This window comes from Armatimonadota bacterium (genome assembly GCA_016789105.1).
In the GTDB taxonomy this organism is placed as follows: Bacteria; Armatimonadota; Fimbriimonadia; order Fimbriimonadales; family Fimbriimonadaceae; genus UphvI-Ar2.
This window is the reverse complement of record JAEURN010000006.1, coordinates 262,302-278,865: the sequence shown is the minus strand read 5'-3', so window position 1 is coordinate 278,865 and position 16,564 is coordinate 262,302. Positions and strand designations below refer to the sequence as shown.

General features: G+C 58.0%; 17 protein-coding genes and 1 tRNA gene. 10 read left to right on the top strand and 8 right to left on the bottom strand.

The annotated features are described in order from the left end of the window. Positions 1–31: 31 nt before the first annotated feature. A complete protein-coding gene (locus tag JNM28_07030; protein ID MBL8068185.1) occupies positions 32–874 on the bottom strand; it encodes an ABC transporter substrate-binding protein in 843 nt (280 codons plus the stop codon). Between the two features lie 67 nt (positions 875–941). Here JNM28_07030 and JNM28_07025 point away from each other — a divergent pair, with 67 nt between their 5' ends. After that, entirely contained in the window at positions 942–1,349 is a 408-nt protein-coding gene (locus JNM28_07025) for a GNAT family N-acetyltransferase (protein MBL8068184.1), read from the top strand. Between the two features lie 31 nt (positions 1,350–1,380). Here JNM28_07025 and JNM28_07020 read toward each other — a convergent pair whose 3' ends face one another. The 3 genes from JNM28_07020 to pdhA form a co-directional block, all read right to left on the bottom strand. Next, a complete protein-coding gene (locus JNM28_07020) occupies positions 1,381–2,376 on the bottom strand; it encodes an NF038122 family metalloprotease (protein ID MBL8068183.1) in 996 nt (331 codons plus the stop codon). Between the two features lie 179 nt (positions 2,377–2,555). Beyond that, on the bottom strand, positions 2,556–3,551 hold the full coding sequence (locus tag JNM28_07015) for a pyruvate dehydrogenase complex E1 component subunit beta (GenBank protein MBL8068182.1): 996 nt from the start codon (positions 3,549–3,551) through the stop codon (positions 2,556–2,558). A gap of 1 nt (position 3,552) precedes the next feature. Then, positions 3,553–4,566, bottom strand: a complete 1,014-nt coding sequence (gene pdhA / locus JNM28_07010) for a pyruvate dehydrogenase (acetyl-transferring) E1 component subunit alpha (protein ID MBL8068181.1) — start codon at positions 4,564–4,566, stop codon at positions 3,553–3,555. A 193-nt stretch (positions 4,567–4,759) separates the two neighbouring features. Between pdhA and JNM28_07005 the strand changes: the two genes are divergently transcribed. From JNM28_07005 to JNM28_06995, 3 genes are all read left to right on the top strand, one after another. Continuing rightward, on the top strand, positions 4,760–5,257 hold the full coding sequence (locus JNM28_07005) for a hypothetical protein (GenBank protein ID MBL8068180.1): 498 nt from the start codon (positions 4,760–4,762) through the stop codon (positions 5,255–5,257). Between the two features lie 25 nt (positions 5,258–5,282). Beyond that, complete coding sequence (locus tag JNM28_07000; GenBank protein MBL8068179.1) at positions 5,283–5,870, top strand: hypothetical protein; 588 nt, start codon at positions 5,283–5,285, stop codon at positions 5,868–5,870. Positions 5,871–6,379: 509 nt separating this feature from the next. Next, a complete protein-coding gene (locus JNM28_06995; protein MBL8068178.1) occupies positions 6,380–8,131 on the top strand; it encodes an alpha amylase C-terminal domain-containing protein in 1,752 nt (583 codons plus the stop codon). Between the two features lies 1 nt (position 8,132). On the opposite strand, the gene JNM28_06990 is transcribed toward JNM28_06995, so the two are convergent. Then, positions 8,133–8,693: a hypothetical protein gene (locus JNM28_06990; protein ID MBL8068177.1), complete on the bottom strand. Its 561-nt coding sequence runs from the start codon at positions 8,691–8,693 to the stop codon at positions 8,133–8,135. 63 nt (positions 8,694–8,756) lie between these two features. Then, complete coding sequence (gene hppD, locus JNM28_06985; protein MBL8068176.1) at positions 8,757–9,842, bottom strand: 4-hydroxyphenylpyruvate dioxygenase; 1,086 nt, start codon at positions 9,840–9,842, stop codon at positions 8,757–8,759. A 117-nt stretch (positions 9,843–9,959) separates the two neighbouring features. Between hppD and JNM28_06980 the strand changes: the two genes are divergently transcribed. After that, positions 9,960–10,034: transfer RNA gene (locus tag JNM28_06980), tRNA-Thr, on the top strand. A 21-nt stretch (positions 10,035–10,055) separates the two neighbouring features. Here the strand turns inward: JNM28_06980 and JNM28_06975 are convergent. Together JNM28_06975 and JNM28_06970 are read right to left on the bottom strand one after the other, a co-directional pair. Further along, positions 10,056–10,505, bottom strand: a complete 450-nt coding sequence (locus tag JNM28_06975) for a hypothetical protein (GenBank protein MBL8068175.1) — start codon at positions 10,503–10,505, stop codon at positions 10,056–10,058. 84 nt (positions 10,506–10,589) lie between these two features. After that, the gene (locus JNM28_06970; GenBank protein ID MBL8068174.1) at positions 10,590–11,426 is read right to left on the bottom strand and encodes a hypothetical protein; all 837 of its coding nucleotides are present in this window, start codon (positions 11,424–11,426) and stop codon (positions 10,590–10,592) included. Between the two features lie 134 nt (positions 11,427–11,560). Here JNM28_06970 and JNM28_06965 point away from each other — a divergent pair, with 134 nt between their 5' ends. The 5 genes from JNM28_06965 to JNM28_06945 all read left to right on the top strand — a co-directional run bounded on the left by JNM28_06965 (position 11,561) and on the right by JNM28_06945 (position 16,516). Continuing rightward, positions 11,561–12,085 (top strand): hypothetical protein, encoded by a 525-nt coding sequence (locus JNM28_06965; GenBank protein ID MBL8068173.1) that lies wholly within the window; start codon positions 11,561–11,563, stop codon positions 12,083–12,085. A gap of 100 nt (positions 12,086–12,185) precedes the next feature. After that, on the top strand, positions 12,186–13,505 hold the full coding sequence (locus tag JNM28_06960; protein ID MBL8068172.1) for a hypothetical protein: 1,320 nt from the start codon (positions 12,186–12,188) through the stop codon (positions 13,503–13,505). 6 nt (positions 13,506–13,511) lie between these two features. Continuing rightward, complete coding sequence (locus JNM28_06955) at positions 13,512–14,333, top strand: NTP transferase domain-containing protein (protein MBL8068171.1); 822 nt, start codon at positions 13,512–13,514, stop codon at positions 14,331–14,333. Positions 14,334–14,358: 25 nt separating this feature from the next. Then, positions 14,359–15,450 (top strand): aminoglycoside phosphotransferase family protein, encoded by a 1,092-nt coding sequence (locus JNM28_06950; GenBank protein ID MBL8068170.1) that lies wholly within the window; start codon positions 14,359–14,361, stop codon positions 15,448–15,450. Between the two features lie 10 nt (positions 15,451–15,460). Beyond that, a complete protein-coding gene (locus JNM28_06945; GenBank protein ID MBL8068169.1) occupies positions 15,461–16,516 on the top strand; it encodes a glycosyltransferase family 4 protein in 1,056 nt (351 codons plus the stop codon). Positions 16,517–16,564 lie beyond the last annotated feature (48 nt).

The window sequence follows — 16,564 nt, the reverse complement described above, 5'->3', positions numbered from 1 at the left end:
CGCGCGACCTGTTCCCTGGTTGCTGTGAAATTTAGTCGATCACCGCGACTTCCACTGCCGGGACGAGTCCAATCCGGGCACCCTCGCTCAACAGCAAGCGGATCGCCCGAACGCCCTCTTCTCCCATGTCGCGGGTGCGTTCGTTAACATACATGCCGACGAATTCATCGCTCGTGTCGTGATCCATCCCTCGGGCAAACTGCAAAGCGTATTCCAAAGCCTTTTCGCGGTTGCCCAGGCTGGCTTCAATCGATTCGCGCATGCACCGGCTCACTTCGATGCAGGCTTCTTCGCCAAGGTCTTTTCGGACGACGTTGACACCCAGTGGCAACGGCAGCCCTGTCTTGCCCCCCCACCATTTGCCCATGTTCGCCAGTTCGACGAGCCCATCTTTTTCATAGGTCAGTTGCCCTTCGTGAATGATTAGTCCAACCTCGTACCGGCCGGATTGGATGGCGGGGATGATTTCGTCAAACGGCACAACTTCGTAGACCGGTTTGACGCCAGCACCGAATTGCTCTTCGAACCATAGGTTCAGCTGGAGAAATGCGGAGGTCAACACGCCAGGCACGGCAATGGTCTTGCCCTTCAGCTCGTCGAGCGGGATGTGGTTTTGTGAGACCAGCATGGGCCCATAACCGTCGCCAAACGAACCTCCATGCCGGAGGAGGGCGTATTTGTCCGCTACATAGGCAAAAGCGTGCACGCTGACGGCGCTGCTCTCGAGCTTCCCTTCCCTGGCCCAGTCGTTTAGGGTTTGAATGTCACGGAGGATGTGTTCGAATTCAAAATCGCTCTGCACTTGCCCGCAAGCAAGCCCCCAAAACATAAAAGCATCATCGGAGTCGGGCGAGTGGCCGAGGCGGATCTTCATCAAATTTCATTTTGTCTTGAAAATTGAAGTGTCCCGGGAAAGTCCAGGTCCGTTCACAATGCAACCAATGGTCACATACACGGACAAACTCGACGGCATCCGGCCCGAACACCTGGACGGATTCTTCGAAGGTTGGCCCGAGCCGCCGAGCCCCGAGACCCACCTGCGGATCCTCAAGGGTTCAAGCGAGGTCGTGGTCGCAAAGGATGGCGATCAGGTCGTCGGCTTTGTGACCGCCCTCACCGATGGTGTTTTGTGCGCCAGCATTCCACTATTAGAGGTATTGCCGGGTTACCGGCAACAGGGGATCGGGAAAGAGCTTGTCCGCCTTCTGTTGCTCAAGCTCAACGACTACTATATGGTCGATTTGACGTGTGATGCCGCCCTCCGCCCATTTTATCTATCCATGGGGATGACGGCGCTCACGGCCATGGTCAAGCGGAACTATGCAAACCAATCGGGCCGCCCTGTCTGACAGGGCGGCCCGGAAGTGTGCAAGGGGTGGATTAGCTGTTGCGCTTGCGGCGGGCAACAGCCAGGGCAGCAAGCCCGAGTCCGACCATAGTGAACGGCTCCGGCACAACATCGTAGCCGATGGCATCGAACATATCGATGTCATTCTGTGAAATGGCCATGAGCTCGCCCGGGGCTGCAGTCGGATCCATGATCCCGATTCCCAGGTTGTCTTTCCAGTGGCTGGCTTGGTAGTCATTGCCGGCCCCGCCACCGTTCGAGAAGAGCGGCCCGACCGTCACCCCGCCATCGACCGAGAAATACTTGTTGGCTTGGTCGGTGACGAAGTCGCGCTGGATCCCGAAGCCGGCCCGGTTGGAGAACCGGAAGATGTCGGTTGGCCGCAGCCGGAAGTTGTCTTCGCTTTGGCCGGATGTCCCAGCCAGGGAATCCACCCCGCTGGTAAAGCCCAGTGCGTGGCCGATTTCGTGGGTTGCCACGCCAACGAGGTCATATTGGCCGGCCGTGATGCCATTGCTCGGGTCGAAGTCCCAGCTGAAGTTGCTGCTGAAAGTGATCGAAGCATCCGAACCGGATGTGCTGAAACCAAGCGCCTTGGCGTTGGCCGTGTTCATACGGACGTTGAGGTTGTTGGCGCTCCCGTTGTTGTCAAGGTAGATCGCCCCACCGTTGGAAGACGTGCTGTTGGTCAAGAACGTCAGGTTGCCGGGGAGGTTGGCGACGGCGGTGTTGTCCAAGCCCGAAGTCTTATCGGCATTCAAGGCTGTGGTGAACGACGAATAGCTCATCGTCGTGGTCGAAGAACCGGCTTGGCCGAGAATCCCGGCACCGAGGGCGGCCCAACCGATCGTGACATTGACCGTGAAGTTGTCGCTGAACCGAGACGACCACCGTTGACCGGCTTGGGCAAAGGCATCCTGCACGTTTTGCGGAACGGTGCCGGAAGTCGTGAAATTGAAGCTTAGGGCTTGCGAAGCCGCCGGCAAGGCGACCGCCGCCAACGCGACGAGCGAGATGTGGGTTTTCATGCAGACTTTCCTGATTCGGATACCTGCGCGGCAAAGCTGAAGCAGGCTCTCCTAAGATGGCGCCCCCGCAATCCGGAGGCAACGCTAACGAGAGTATCCCAAAATATTGGAACTGTTGCGGAAACGATGTTGCAATGCGGTAGGAATACCGGAAAAACCCAGTATTCCTACCACGTGGATCAGTTGATTTTCCGGACGGCGGCGACGACGTCGGCCGTATCAGGAATGCATTCGAGTTCCAGATTCCGCGCATAGGGTGTGGGCACGTTCAGCCCGCCAACCCGGACGACCGGGGCATCCAAATCATCGAAGCTGTCTTCCATGATCCGTGAGGCGATTTCCCCTCCGAACCCGCCGAACTTCCAGTCTTCGTAGACCACAACGGCGCGGTGCGTTTTGGCGACGCTGGCGTTGATCGTGGTCATATCGAGCGGGCTGAGCGACCTGACATCGACGACTTCGGCATTGATGCCATCCTTGGCCAACTCTTCCGCGGCGGCCAGGTTGACCTGGGTCATGCGGGAGTAGCCGATGAGGCTGACGTCCGTGCCTTCTTTAAGGATGTTCGCTTTGCCAAACGGAATCATGAACTCAGGGTCTTCAGGGACTTCGCCCTGGATTCCGTAGAGGCCCGGGTTCTCGGTGAAAATAACCGGGTTGTCATCGCGGATGGCGGTTCGGAGCATCCCATAGGCATCGACGGCGGTGGCCGGAGCCACCACCTTGAGCCCTGGGGCATGGGCATACCACCCTTCCACACAGTGCGTGTGTTGCGCCGAAAGCTGTTTGGCGGCCCCACCCGGCCCCCGGATGACGAGCGGGCATTTGGCTTGTCCACCCGTCATGTAATGGATTTTTGCGGCGTGGTTGATGATCTGATCCATGGCGAGGATGGAGAACGACATTGTCATCATCTCAACCACGGGCCGGAGGCCGGCCATGGCCGCCCCGATGGCGATCCCGGTAAAGCCGCATTCAGTAATGGGGGTATCCAACACGCGCTTTGAGCCATATTTTTCCCACATGCCCTGCGTGACCCGGAAAGTTCCTTGGTACCGCCCGATGTCTTCACCGATCAAAAAGACGTCTTCGTCCCGCTCGATTTCCTCGGCAAGCACTTTGCTGATCGCGTCTCGATAGGACATCGTCGCAACTTTGACTTCGGTCGCCGCCATCTTAGTGCCCCTTCTCCGGTTCCATGTCAGTGTAAACGTTGTCGTAGACTTCCGAAGCATCCGGGAACGGGGAGGCATCGGCTTGCTCGTAGATCGAATCGACGTAATCCGTGATTTCTTCGTCGATGGCTTCCATTTTCTCTCGGTTCATGATGTTTCGCTCAAGCAACACGGCTTCGAGCTTGAGGATGGGGTCGCGTTTGAAGGCTTCCTCCTCTTCTTCCTTGGTCCGATAGAGTTGCCGGTCGTTGTCGGCAGCCCCGTGGCCGAGGAACCGGTAGTTCATGATTTCGACCCAGGCCGGCTTTTGCTCCTTCCGGACCCAATCGACAATCCTTTGCATATCTCTTTGGAACGTCAGGACATCCATTCCGTCAATCCGTTCGCTCTTGATGCCGAACGGTTCGCCGCGCTTGTAAAGTTGGGTATCGGCTGCGTGGTATTCAAGCCGCGTGCCCATGGCGAATTCGTTGTTTTCAATGCAGAAGATAATCGGCAGATCCCACAGCCCGGCCATGTTCATCGTTTCAAACACCACGCCCTGGTTGGCCGCGCCATCGCCCAACAAGCAGATCGTGACCCGGTCTTCTCCGCGGTATTTGGCAGCAAACGCCAATCCGCCGCCAAGGGGGATGTGTCCGCCGACGATTCCCCATCCGCCGTAAAAGTTCCGTTCGATGTCGTAGATGTGCATCGACCCCCCTTTGCCGCGACTCAGACCCCCGGAGCGGCCCATGATTTCGCTCATGACCTTGACCGGGTCGCTGCCCAAAAGCAGAGGCTGCGGGTGGTCACGGTAGGCCGTGATCATGGTGTCATAGCCGGGTCTGATGGCATGGTGGATTCCCACTGCGGTGGCCTCCATCCCGACATAGGTGTGCATGTAACCGCCGATTTTTCCGAGCCGGTACGCCACGTTGCACTTCTCTTCGAACCGGCGGATCAGGAGCATCTGGCGGTAATACTCTTCGAGCTTCGCCGGGCTTTCAGTTTTTTCCAATTTGGCCTTCGCCACGAATATCAACCTCTGGTTTGGTGGGTTGCCCGCCGCTCCGTTGAGACGTGCAGGGCTAAGTCTACCAGCGGGAGATCCCTCAAATATGCCGGTTGGCCGACCGGCTCAAGGACTGCGCACCAGACGATCCACCATCTTCCGGGACGCAATCGGGAACTGTCCCCCGTCCAACTGGGGTAGAAGGAGATTGACTATGGTGCTCAAGGTCGGCTGGTTCGTGGCATTGGCTTCCATCCTGTTTGCCGGGGTGTGTGTTGCCTTTTCCACCAATCAACAAGTCAAGAAGAACGACCAAATGGCCACCAAGGTCACCGGGCACCTTGCTTTTGCCGATGAAGATTGGGCGAGTTGCGAAAAGTCGAACCGAGAGATTCTGGCCAAAAACCCGGACGACGGCGAAGCTTGGTTTTATTTGGGGCTGGCCCAGCACTACCAAGGCGAATACGTCTATGGCCGAGATTCTTTTTACCGGGCCATTTCCCTGGGTTACAGGATTCCAATCAGCTACTACAACATCGCCTGCACTTTTGCCCGCCAGGGCGAATTTGAACAGGCGATGAAAGCTCTGGAAAATGCCGACCTCAAGGGGTTCCCAGTCCGCGATTTCGCAATGGACGACCCGGATATGGAGAAATTGCGGAAGCTCCAAGTATTTCAAGACCGGTTTGCCATCAGGCCAGAGAAAAACTGAAGGAGCAGCCAAACGTCTGACCATCATGGTTTTGGCCTTCATCCCACTGCTTGCCCCGGCCCCCACCTATATATCGCGTGCGAGCTACCCGGCGAAGTCGCCGATCCGCGACCAAGTCTCGCCCGGTGGATTTGCCGAATCAGTCAACCTTCCGCAACCGAACACCGCCAAGACCCCCAATACGACCGCAACAGTCGCTCAGGTCGATGGGGTGACAACCGTGACTCTCGCCAACCGAGACAATCCCAACTTGTGGATTCGGGCCGCCGATGGCAACCTCCTCATGTGGCTGGAAGCAAAAAACGGCAAGAAGTGGCAGCCCATCCAATACCACCTGTGGATCACGTGCGGCAATTCGTACCACCGGGTGAACCTGCCAGAAGGACAGAACTTTGAGTTCCATCCCAAAATTGTTTCTGGCACCTTGCAGACCCAAATCCGCCTAGCCTTCTATGCCGGCACCGATGCCGTGGGATCCGAGCCTTCCTACTCCGCTCCGACTAATGCCCGCATCGACCCATCGCAGTTCCTCCTCGACCCGCAATCAGCCGTGGACCATGTGGTGGCTACGGACTGGGTGATCCCCACGTTGATGCCCAAGCGCAACCACTGACCGGTATCCATTGAGAAATTCAATTTGCGCCAAGGCGTGCCATGTGATATATTGGATGCGGAGAATACGTATTCTCTAATTCAATGGTCAAAATGGTTCGCTTCCGCGCCGGGTTGTCGGCACTCCTTGCCGCAGCGGCTATCGCTGCCAGCGCACAAAATGCGACCTTGCTCACCGGCAACGGCCCCTGGGCTCAATCGGTGTTCGTTGCCGGTTGGAAAACCTTTGCCCTGGATCTGCAGGGTTACCACGGGGAGGTCTCCATTGAATTTGGCTCGAACCGCAACGTCTGCGGCCTGTACACCCGAATGGGTTCTGAGCCGACCTTTACGCAGTACGACACGTTTCGCCAAGTGGATGGCAGCAATCAAGCCACGCCGTTCATCCGGTCCAACACAACCCAGCCCCCCCTCCAAAACGGCCGGATCTACATTTCGTTCTACACGTTCAACAAACAGGTTGTCTCCTTCACCATCCGGCGCAAAACCGTTCCGAGCCATGTTCCCGGCATGGGGAACGTCGTCACCCCGGTGGGTACGAGTTTCCGGACTTATGCGCCCTTTGCCGATTCGGTGGCGATCGCCGGCCAGTTCAATGGCTGGGATGGCACTTCTGCCCAAATGCCCGAAGAAAGCGCCGGATACCACAGCATCTTTTACCGTGGAGCAACAAACGGGCAGCAGTACAAATATGTGATTCGCAATGGGGCGCAAACCCTCTGGCGCACCGACCCCTACGGCCCAAAACTCACGAGTTCCGTCGGGAACAGCGTCATCTACGATCAAAACGCCTTTGCCTGGCAAAGCCAGTTCACGATGCCCGATTGGAACAAGCTCGTGATCTATGAAATGCACATCGGCACGTTCAACGATTTGCCTGGCGGGGGCCCTGGCACGTTCTATACGGCCATCCAAAGGCTGGACGAACTCCGCGACCTAGGGGTCAATGCGGTTGAGCTCCTACCAGTCAATGAATTCCCAGGTGATTTCAGTTGGGGATACAACGGCAGCAACCCCTTTGCGGTTGAAAGTGCCTATGGCGGCCCCGAGGGCCTCAAGGCCTTCATCGACGCCGCTCATGCCCGGGGGATCGCGGTTTTGCTGGACGTCGTCCACAACCACTACGGGCCCAATGATCTCGACCTCTGGCGATACGACGGCTGGTCGGTCGGCAACTATGGCGGATTGTTTTTTTACAACGATGCCCGGGCTAATACTCCGTGGGGGCCACGTCCAGATTTTGGGCGGGGGTTTGTGCGCCAATACATCCGTGACAATGCCTTGATGTGGTTGGAACAATTCCGGGCCGATGGGTTCCGTTGGGACAGCACCCTGACCATGCGGACTACCGATTGGGGCGACAACCCCGATGGATGGAGCCTGATGCAATGGATCAATGACGAGGTCGACTCTCGCCAACCGTGGAAGATCAACATCGCCGAGGATTTGCAAGGCAATTCGTGGATCACCAAAGCTACAGGGGCTGGGGGGGCCGGCTTCGACAGCCAGTGGACTCCAAATTTTGTCCACCCGATGCGCCGGGTAATGACCGCCGTCAACGACAACGGCCGAAACATCAACGACCTAACGAGTTCAATCACCGACGGCTATAACGGCAACTGGCTCCAGCGGGTTGTCTATACCGAATCCCACGACGAAGTTGCCAATGGCCGGTCGCGCGTCCCGCAAGAAATCGATCCTGGCAACCCGGGCTCGTACTGGGCGCGCAAACGCTCGACCCTGGGGGCCGCCGTGATGATGACCGTGCCCGGGATTCCTATGCTCTTCCAGGGCCAAGAGTTTTTGGAAGACGGCTATTTCCAAGATACCGATCCGCTAGATTGGTCGAAAATGACGACCTTTGCTGGGGTTCGCCAGCTGTACAAAGACCTTATCGCCCTGCGCCAAAACAACGCGGGTACGACGCGGGGGCTCTGCGGGCCGAACCTGAACCTTTACCACGTGAACGACGGAGCAAAGGTCGTCGCCTATCACCGCTGGGATCAAGGGGGGCCAGGCGACGACGTGGTGGTTTTGGTGAATTTCAGCAACACCCAGTTCCCTGCCTACACGGTTGGGCTTCCCCGCGCGGGCCGGTGGGAGCCAGTCTTCAACAGCGACTGGAGCGGCTACGGCAGCGATTACCTCAACACCTTCACTGCTCCGGTGGATGCTCAGGCGATCCCAATGCATGGCCTCGGCTATCGGGGAACTTTCGCCCTTGGGCCGTATTCGTGCGTGATCTTGCGCTTGGCCCCCTGATTCAGTCGGCGTCGAACAGCAAAAGCCCCTGGCTTCCGGGTGTTTCGACGGTTGTGGGCTCGGCATGCCAACCCGTCGGCACTCCATCCTGCAACTCGGCTCCCGGCAAAGCCGCCCCCAAATCTACTGCAAACGGCACCACCGCTTGGCAATGTTCCCGCCGGAACCACCGCTGGCCAGGTTCGAGTTCCCAATCGGGCGGATACTCAGGGTTGAGGAAGTAGACCGGCTCGAACGCCTCCCACCCCTCTGCACCATAGCGTTCAACCCACACGGCCGCCAGGATGCCGCCTTTGAGTTCGTGCACGATGCGGCTGAACGGGGTCAGCAACCAGCGGACACACCAAGCCGCCTCTTCGGGTTCATCGCAGTGGGTGTGCCACCGTTCGCAACTCACCATGAGTTCGTCCCCTTCGTCAAACACCCGCACATCCAGCCCGCCCGGGTAGGTGACTTCCATGGAACTGGCCCGGCGTTCGCATTTGGCACTCTCGGCCCCGGTCGCTGCAAGCAGGCTCTCGATGGTGTCAAAAGCATCTTTGGCAAGCGGGGAGAGGGGCATCAGAGCGATTATGGCCGCCGCAGACCGCCCCTCCTTGGCCCACCAAGGAGGGGCACCGGCAGACTAGAGGGTTCCGCGGAGGGCCTGTTCGCGTTCGATGGACTCAAACAACGCTTTGAAGTTGCCTTTGCCGAAGCTTTTGGCCCCTTTGCGGTGGATGATTTCGTAGAACAAAGTCGGGCGGTCGGTGATCGGCTTTGTAAAAATTTGCAGCAAGTAACCCTCGTCATCCCGGTCGACCAAGATGCCGAGGTCGGCGAGCACATCGATGTCTTCGTCGATCTGGCCAACCCGATCTTCTAGGACATCATAATACGACCGCGGCACGCTGAGGAACGGCACACCCCGAGCGCGAAGCCGACTGACGGTATGCACGATGTCGTCTGTGAGCAGCGCGACATGTTGAACGCCCGGCCCGCCGAAGAACTCCAGATACTCGTCGATCTGGCTCTTTTTTTTGCCCGGGGCAGGTTCGTTGATCGGGAACTTGACCCGACCGTTGCCGCTAGCCATGACTTTAGACATCAACGACGTGTATTCAGTGGAGATGTCGTTGTCATCGAAGCTGATGAGGTTGGCAAAACCGAGAACGTCTTCGTACCACTTGACCCAGGTGTTCATTTTCCCGAGTTCGACATTGCCGACGCAGTGGTCGACGTCGATTAGGCCGATGGGGTCACCGGGTTCGTTTCGTTCGGCAAAGCCTGGCAGAAAATCGCCCTTGTAACCGTCGCGGTTAACCAGGCTGTGGACCGTATCGCCGTAGGTGTGGATGGCAGCTTGGCGGACTCTGCCGTTGTCGTCTTCGAGCCAAGTCGGTTCCATGGCACTTTGGGCTCCCCGGTCGATAGCCGCTTTGTAAGCCCAATCGACATCATCCACTTCAAAGGCGATGTCTTGGACGAAGTCCCCGTGGAAGGCGATTTTCTCGGCCATGGGGTGCCCCGGCCGCATGGGGGCGCTGAAAACCAGCCGGATGTTGGCCTGTTCCAGCAGGTAATCGACTTGATCCTTGCTCCCGGTCTCCAACCCCCGGTACCCCGTGATGCTGAAACCGAATGTGTGCTGATAGAAGAATGCGGACTGCCGCGCATTGTTCACGTAATGCCGGACGTGGTCTACCCGCCGGATCGGGAACGTGTCTGCCATACCTAGATTATACGGTCAGCGGGGCCTGGTTGAACCGTGGGCGGGACGGTTTCGGACGGCCCTGCAGGGCTTAGCACTCGCCGCCGAAAATCTGGCATAATCGTCCCTCGCAAGCGGGCCACTTTAGCTCAGTGGTAGAGCAGCTGTTTCGTAAACAGCAGGTCACCGGTTCAAGTCCGGTAAGTGGCTCCAGAACTATCTCGTGTCTTGAGTTCAGCAACAACCGCTGCCGGGGGTGCAGCATTCGCTGTTTGCCAGCCGCAAGGGGGTCAGCCCGCACCGGTCCGGGGCCAGGCACGCCGTTTGCTTGGGGATCAGGACAAAGACCCCTTCTTCGAACCCCAACCCGAACTTCCCAATCGTTTCCTGTTGGTATTCCACCTCGATGCTGAGGTTTTGGCTCTCGCCCAAGACCTTTTGGGAGAGGCCTAAGATCTTCTGGAATTTGGTTGGTGTCAGGCGGTGTTCGTCATCGTCGGCGACCCACAGTTGGAAATTGGCAACCGATTCAGTGCGCTCCACCCCGCCACAGTCGATGAAATGTTTGGTCACCAAACCAACTTCGGTGAGGTGGAAATGCGCAGGAATGATCGTCCCGTCGACATTGCGGAAGGAGATCACGTCCAGGTCCGGCAAAATCTCCCGTAGTTCGGCGATGGTCATAGGTTCCTGGTTTGATTATGGCCGTCCCGGGGTGGTTGGACCGGTCAAGGCGGTGGCCACCCCAGGGTCAGCCAAAGTACCCGGTCAGGAATGCCGCGCTTTGCGCCTTCTTGCCAGCAAGCCCAATGGTGCGGCGGCAAGGAGCATCATCCCTGGTTCGGGAACCGGGGCCAGGGCGATCCCGCTATAGATGGCCTGGGAGTTTGTGAAGGGGCTGACCAAAGTCGCTGTGGGAGAACCGAATGTCGTGGAAACCTTGTAAAGATTGTTCCCAGAGACCAGAGTCAGGTTCCCGGCCGAATCAAAATCAAGGTCGCAGACCGCCCCCGCAGCCGAAACCCCCATCGATCCATAGTTCACTGGGGTCGAGCCTTGCAATTCATACAAGTCGCAAATCCCGGTGGTGTTTGTGTTGGCGGCGCAGAACCAAATCCGGCCCGAACCATCCACGGCGATGCCCGAGACATCATCGATCCCGCTGATGGATGCGATGGGGGTGTGGGTGAAGTTCACAAGATCCACCGCCTCGATCGCCGTGAATGCGTCGGAAACCAGGAACCGGTTGTTGACCGGGTCATATCCAGCTGATCCTTCGATGCCGACACCAAACGCCCCTCTTAGGGTGAGGTCGCCATTGGCCGGGTTAACCTCGTAAAAGCCCGAGCTCCCCATGGCAAACAGCCGCCCTTGGTTATCGAAGTCGAGTCCGGAAACCATGATACTGGCCGTATTCCCGGAAAAGTTCAGAACTCGGGGATTGGTTGCCGAGGCGGCCCCTTCAGTGTAATCAAAAAGCCATGTCCCATCCACTTGGGGCCAACCAGAAACAATCCAGTGGTCACCGGTTGCCCCCCACGCAGAACTGCCCAGGCAGACAATGGCTATTGCGGACGAAATGCCGCGTCGTTTGAATTCCCTCATTTCTTTCCTCAGGAAAGGACACCCGTCCAGTCCTGTTCCCACTATAGAGGTTGCAATCTTCAATTGCAACTCATTTAAAAGAAAGCAGTCAAACAAATTTGAACCGTGCGCGGCAAAGAAGACACCAACTTTCTGTGGACATCGAAATCAAAAAGCCTTGCCCGGCCAATTGGGACGCCATGACCGGCGACGAGCAAAGCCGGTTCTGCGGCCAATGCCAAAAATCCGTACACAACATTTCCGAAATGACCGCGGAAGAAGCGGCATCAATCTTGTGCAAGCCGGGCCAGAAAGCGTGCATCCGCATCACCCGCGCACAAGATGGCTCTTTCCGCACCAAGTCTGGTTGGGTCAAGCGGGTCGCCCTGGCCGGTGCCGCGGGGTTGGCCCTGATCCCGATGGCCGGTTGCGGACCAAATGGAGATGGCCGCAGCGCCCAGGCCACGCAAGTTCCGCAAAGCTCCGCTTCAAAACCCAAGATGGATGAGGTTGCGGTGCCCGGCCCAGGGCATGAGACGCTCACCGGGGACATTGCCGTCGAACCGGTTGAAACCCAGGAACTCGATACGACGTTGGGCAAGTTTGCCAACCCCGATCTAACCGATGACACGACAGTCGGGGTTGTGGCCCCGGCCCCGGGTTCAGAATCCCCAAACTGACCCCGGGGAACCCTCTTGCGCGCGGCGGCCGTCCCGATACTTGAACGGGGGCATGCGGCTCGGCTCCCAGCGGTATAATGTCGCTTGCCGAATAAGCACCATGGCTCAGCGTTCCCTGCTCCCCGCCCCGTATATTGCGGGACGGTTCAAACAAGTCAAGAACGCCGACAAGCCGGTGCGGCTCGCCCTTTTCGTCCTGTTCGTGCTGATGCCCCTTGCCTATATGGGGGCCGTTCTCAAAAACATCGACTTCGAATTCGTCTTCCTGGCGATTTGGCTCCTCACCGGGGTACTGGCGATGTATGCCGAAGTGCAGGTCAAGCCCAAGGCGAAGTTGAAGGCGTTCCACTACCTGTCGCTTGGGCTTGTGCTCATCGGGGTGCCGGGGCTTGCGGTGAGCCAACCGCGGACGGTTGCCCTCATCTACCTGTTCGGGTTCATCGGGGTCATCCTCATCAAGTTGATCGTCGTGTTGATGATCATCCCCAGGTGTCTTTATGAGTCGAATGTGAGCCCGGTCCGCGTGCTCATCCGCGGATTGCTGACTGGCGCGTTGCTCACCTGCGTCATCAACAACGTTCTTTATGCAGCGCGGGGGGTGACCATCCTGACTCCCGGACGTGCCCTTTTCACCGACTGGTTCCACCCCAACGCCGCGGCCCTTTATGGGTCGATCACCGTATTGGCCGCGATCATCGAACCGAACTTGAACAAGTGGTACAAGGCCTTCGCGATCGGAACTGGTTTCTACACCCTCCTGGTCACGCAAGGGCGGTCTTCCCTCTTCTCGACACTCGGGATCTTGGCGTTTCTCTTCCTCCTTGAACTCGTCCACGACCCCAAAAAGTTCGCAGTTCAAGGCATGTTGTGGCTGGCTTCCCTTGCCGGCGGAAGCGTTGTTTTGGCGGGGGCGATCCGCAACCTCCCGGCGATCAAGAACATCGAGGAGCGCACCTTCCAGTCTGATGACCCGTTGGCCGGTCGCTTGGATTACATCGAGTTCTCCATCGAATACTGGTCAAAGTCGCAGTTGATCGGGTTCGGGCAAAAGCAGGCTCCGGCGGTTGACAGTTTTTGGATGGCGAGCCTCATGCAATACGGGATCCTCGGCCTCTTCATCTACGTCGTTTTCTACTTGGTCAGCGGCTACCGCGGCTACAAACTGTTTACTTCAAAGAACCCAGAATTGCGGCTCCTCGGCAAGTTCATCATGATGGTGACTTTGTCGTTCTTTGTCCGCTCGTTCACCGACGACAACCACGCCCTTCAGTTGTCGAATATCGTCGGCAATGTCTATTGCATCGCCGTTGGGCTGGCCTTTTTGGTCGATCCATCTTCCAAGCGGTGGATGACCCAAGAGACGGGCAAGCTGCCGGTGCCCCAAGGCCCGACCTTGGTCCGGCCCGAGCCCGCAGGTTGAACTGCTGTGAACCTGATCGTTTTAGCGGCGGGGCTCGGCACACGTTTCGGAGGGCCTAAGCAGTTCTTTCCCGTCGGCCCGGGCGGCGAATGCCTCTTCCACTTCTCTCTCCGTCACGGCCTCGACCATGGCGTTGAGTCACTGACCCTGGTCACACGGTCAGAGATCGTTGAGCAAGCGAAGAATTCGGTACAAGGACTCCCGGTACCCGTGCGCATAGCCATCCAGGAGACTCTGGGGGGGAAACCCAGGGGCACGGCTGACGCCTTGCTCTGCGCCCTCCGCCAAAGTCCCAGAGGGCAGTTTGCAATCATCAATGGGGACGATTACTATGGCGAGAAGACATTTCGGGTGGCCAAGGAGCTCATAACCGGCGACCCTGTTGCTGCGGCCGTCCCATATCTTCTGGGCCAAACATTATCGCCTCATGGCGGGGTTTCGCGCGCGGTTTGCACCATCGAATCCGGATTCCTCACGTCCATCCGTGAAACTCACGGACTTGAGGCACATGCCGGCGGAGCCCAGGGGGTTTGCAACGGACAGCCGGTCCAAGTGGGGTTAGATTGCCCGGTATCAATGAACTTCTTCACGTTCTCGTCTACGGTTGCCGAAGACCTGGCCCAGTTTGTCGATCAAGCGCCGACCGGCCAAGAAGTCACCATCCCCGACTTTCTCAACGACCGCATCTCACGGGCTGGATGGAAAGTCCCCGCCCGGTTGTCCGCCTCCGAATGGTTCGGCATGACATTTGCGCAAGACTTACCGTCGGTCCAGCAGCGGCTGGCAGAATTTTGTCGATCTGGCAAAATTCCGCATCCTCTGTGGTAAGTGAGCCACAATAGAAAGGAAAACCATGGCCCTTGCGAGTCCCATCACCACCCACTTCGTCTTGGGGAGCGAACTGATCGGTCAAGAGACCATCGAGCGTGGCCACATCAACCAGACCTACATGTCTGTCGTCCAAAAGGACGGCGAAATCGGGCGGTACATCTATCAACACATCAACAAATCGGTCTTCCCTGATCCGCCGCGGATGATGGACAACATCAAGGCGGTGCTCGACCACATCCATGCCAAAAGGGGGACGGCGGCTGACTGCTTAGAACTGGTTGCAAATGCCGACGGCTCCTACTACTTTAAAGACGAAGACGGCGAGTTTTGGCGATGCTACCGGTATATCGAGGACACGTCCAGTTACGACATCGTCCCTAATCCCGAAGTCGCTTACCAGGCTGCACTGGCATTCGGCTCGTTTTTGAACGAGATTTCTGACCTGCCGACCGATGGGTTCCACATCACGATCCCCGACTTCCACAACACGGAGTTCCGGCTCCGCCAGTTGGATTCCGCCCTGGCAAACCCAGTTGCAGGACGGCTGGAAACCGCGGCTGCCGAGATCGATTTTGTCAACCGGCACCGGGAACTCGGCAGCCGGTTGATGCATGTGGTGGAAAACTACCCGGAAGCAGTCCGAATCGTCCATAACGACACAAAAGTCAACAACGTCCTCTTTTGCGGCGATGGCAAAGTCGGCAAAGCGGTCATCGATTTGGACACGGTCATGCCGGGCACCATCTTGTTCGACATCGGCGACTTGATCCGGACGGCCTGCAACGCGGCGGCCGAGGATGAAACCGACCTTTCCAAGGTCATCTTCAACAAAGACCACTTTGCGGCGATCATCCGAGGGTTTGCAGAAAGCACCGGCCCTTCAATCCACCCCGCCGAATGGGATGCCATGCCCTATTCCGGCGCCGTAATCACGATGACGGTCGGGATCCGTTTCCTCACCGATTTCCTCAATGGGGACACCTATTTCCGTACCCACCGCAAAAACCAAAACCTAGACCGTTGTCGCACGCAATTCGAGCTTGTCCGGCAGATGCTCGACAGCGCCGACGAACTCGAACGGATCGTGATGGCCGAGCGGGACCGGTTGGCGTAAAATCAGGGCGATGCCAGCCCAACTCCATGCCGGGAGTTCTATGCCGAAGGATTGGGGGGGTATTGAACGGTATGTCGTTTATTTAACAACGGCTATGGCGGGGCGGGGCCACCGGGTCACAGTTGCTGCTCCAAAAGGCTCGCCCCTCTCCAAACGGTTGACGGTCGGCCAGGTTCCCGTTCGGATCTGGCACAAATATGACCCTTTGGCCTTTGCGGCCTACCTGCGCACCATCCGCGCGAAACAGCCAGATTTGTTGGTCACCCACTTTTCCCCCGATTACATCGCACCGGCCTGGGCGGCAAAGACAGCGGGAGTCAAGAGTGTCATGACCCGCCACGTGACGGCCCAGTTCAAACCCTCGCGGGTACGGCTTTATGAAAAGCTCTACGACGGTTATGTCGCCATTTCCCAGGCGGTGAAATCGCATCTCGTCCAAGACGGCATACCCGACAGGAAAGTCCATGTGGCTTACAACGGCTCACCGCCGCTGGTGCCGACCGGGAACCTGGCGTTGGCCGGTCCGAGCATCGGCGTTTTTGGCCGGTTGGTTTGGGTCAAAGGGCAGGATGTGGCGATCCGCGCTCTCAAGGATCTTCCGGGAACACATTTGCACCTGTTTGGTCAAGGCCCGTTCCGGGGCGAGCTGGAACTCTTGGCAAAATCGGTCGGCGTTGCGGACCGCACCACTTTCCACGGTCATATCGATGATGTGGCCGATGCCATGGCATCGGTGGATGTCGTCTGCATCCCTAGCGTTTGGCGGGAGGCTTTTGGCTACACGGCCACCGAAGCCATGTCTTTGGGCAAACCGATCGTGGCGAACGCCTACGGGGGACTGACCGAGATCTTCGAAGACAACGAATCGGCCTTGCTCATCCACTCGGAAAATCCCGAAAACCCCGACCCTGCCGACTTTGCACGGGCCATAAATAGCCTTTTCAAAGATCCAGCCTTGGCGACCCGGTTGGGGCAGAATGCCAAACAACGGTACACCGAAAATTTCACCGTTGACCACATGGTCGCTCGGGTCGAAGCCGCCTACGATCAGATTCTTCACCCCTAACAAGCCAGAAAGCCGGCCCACCGGGGAACCGGGGGCCGGGCAATCCTT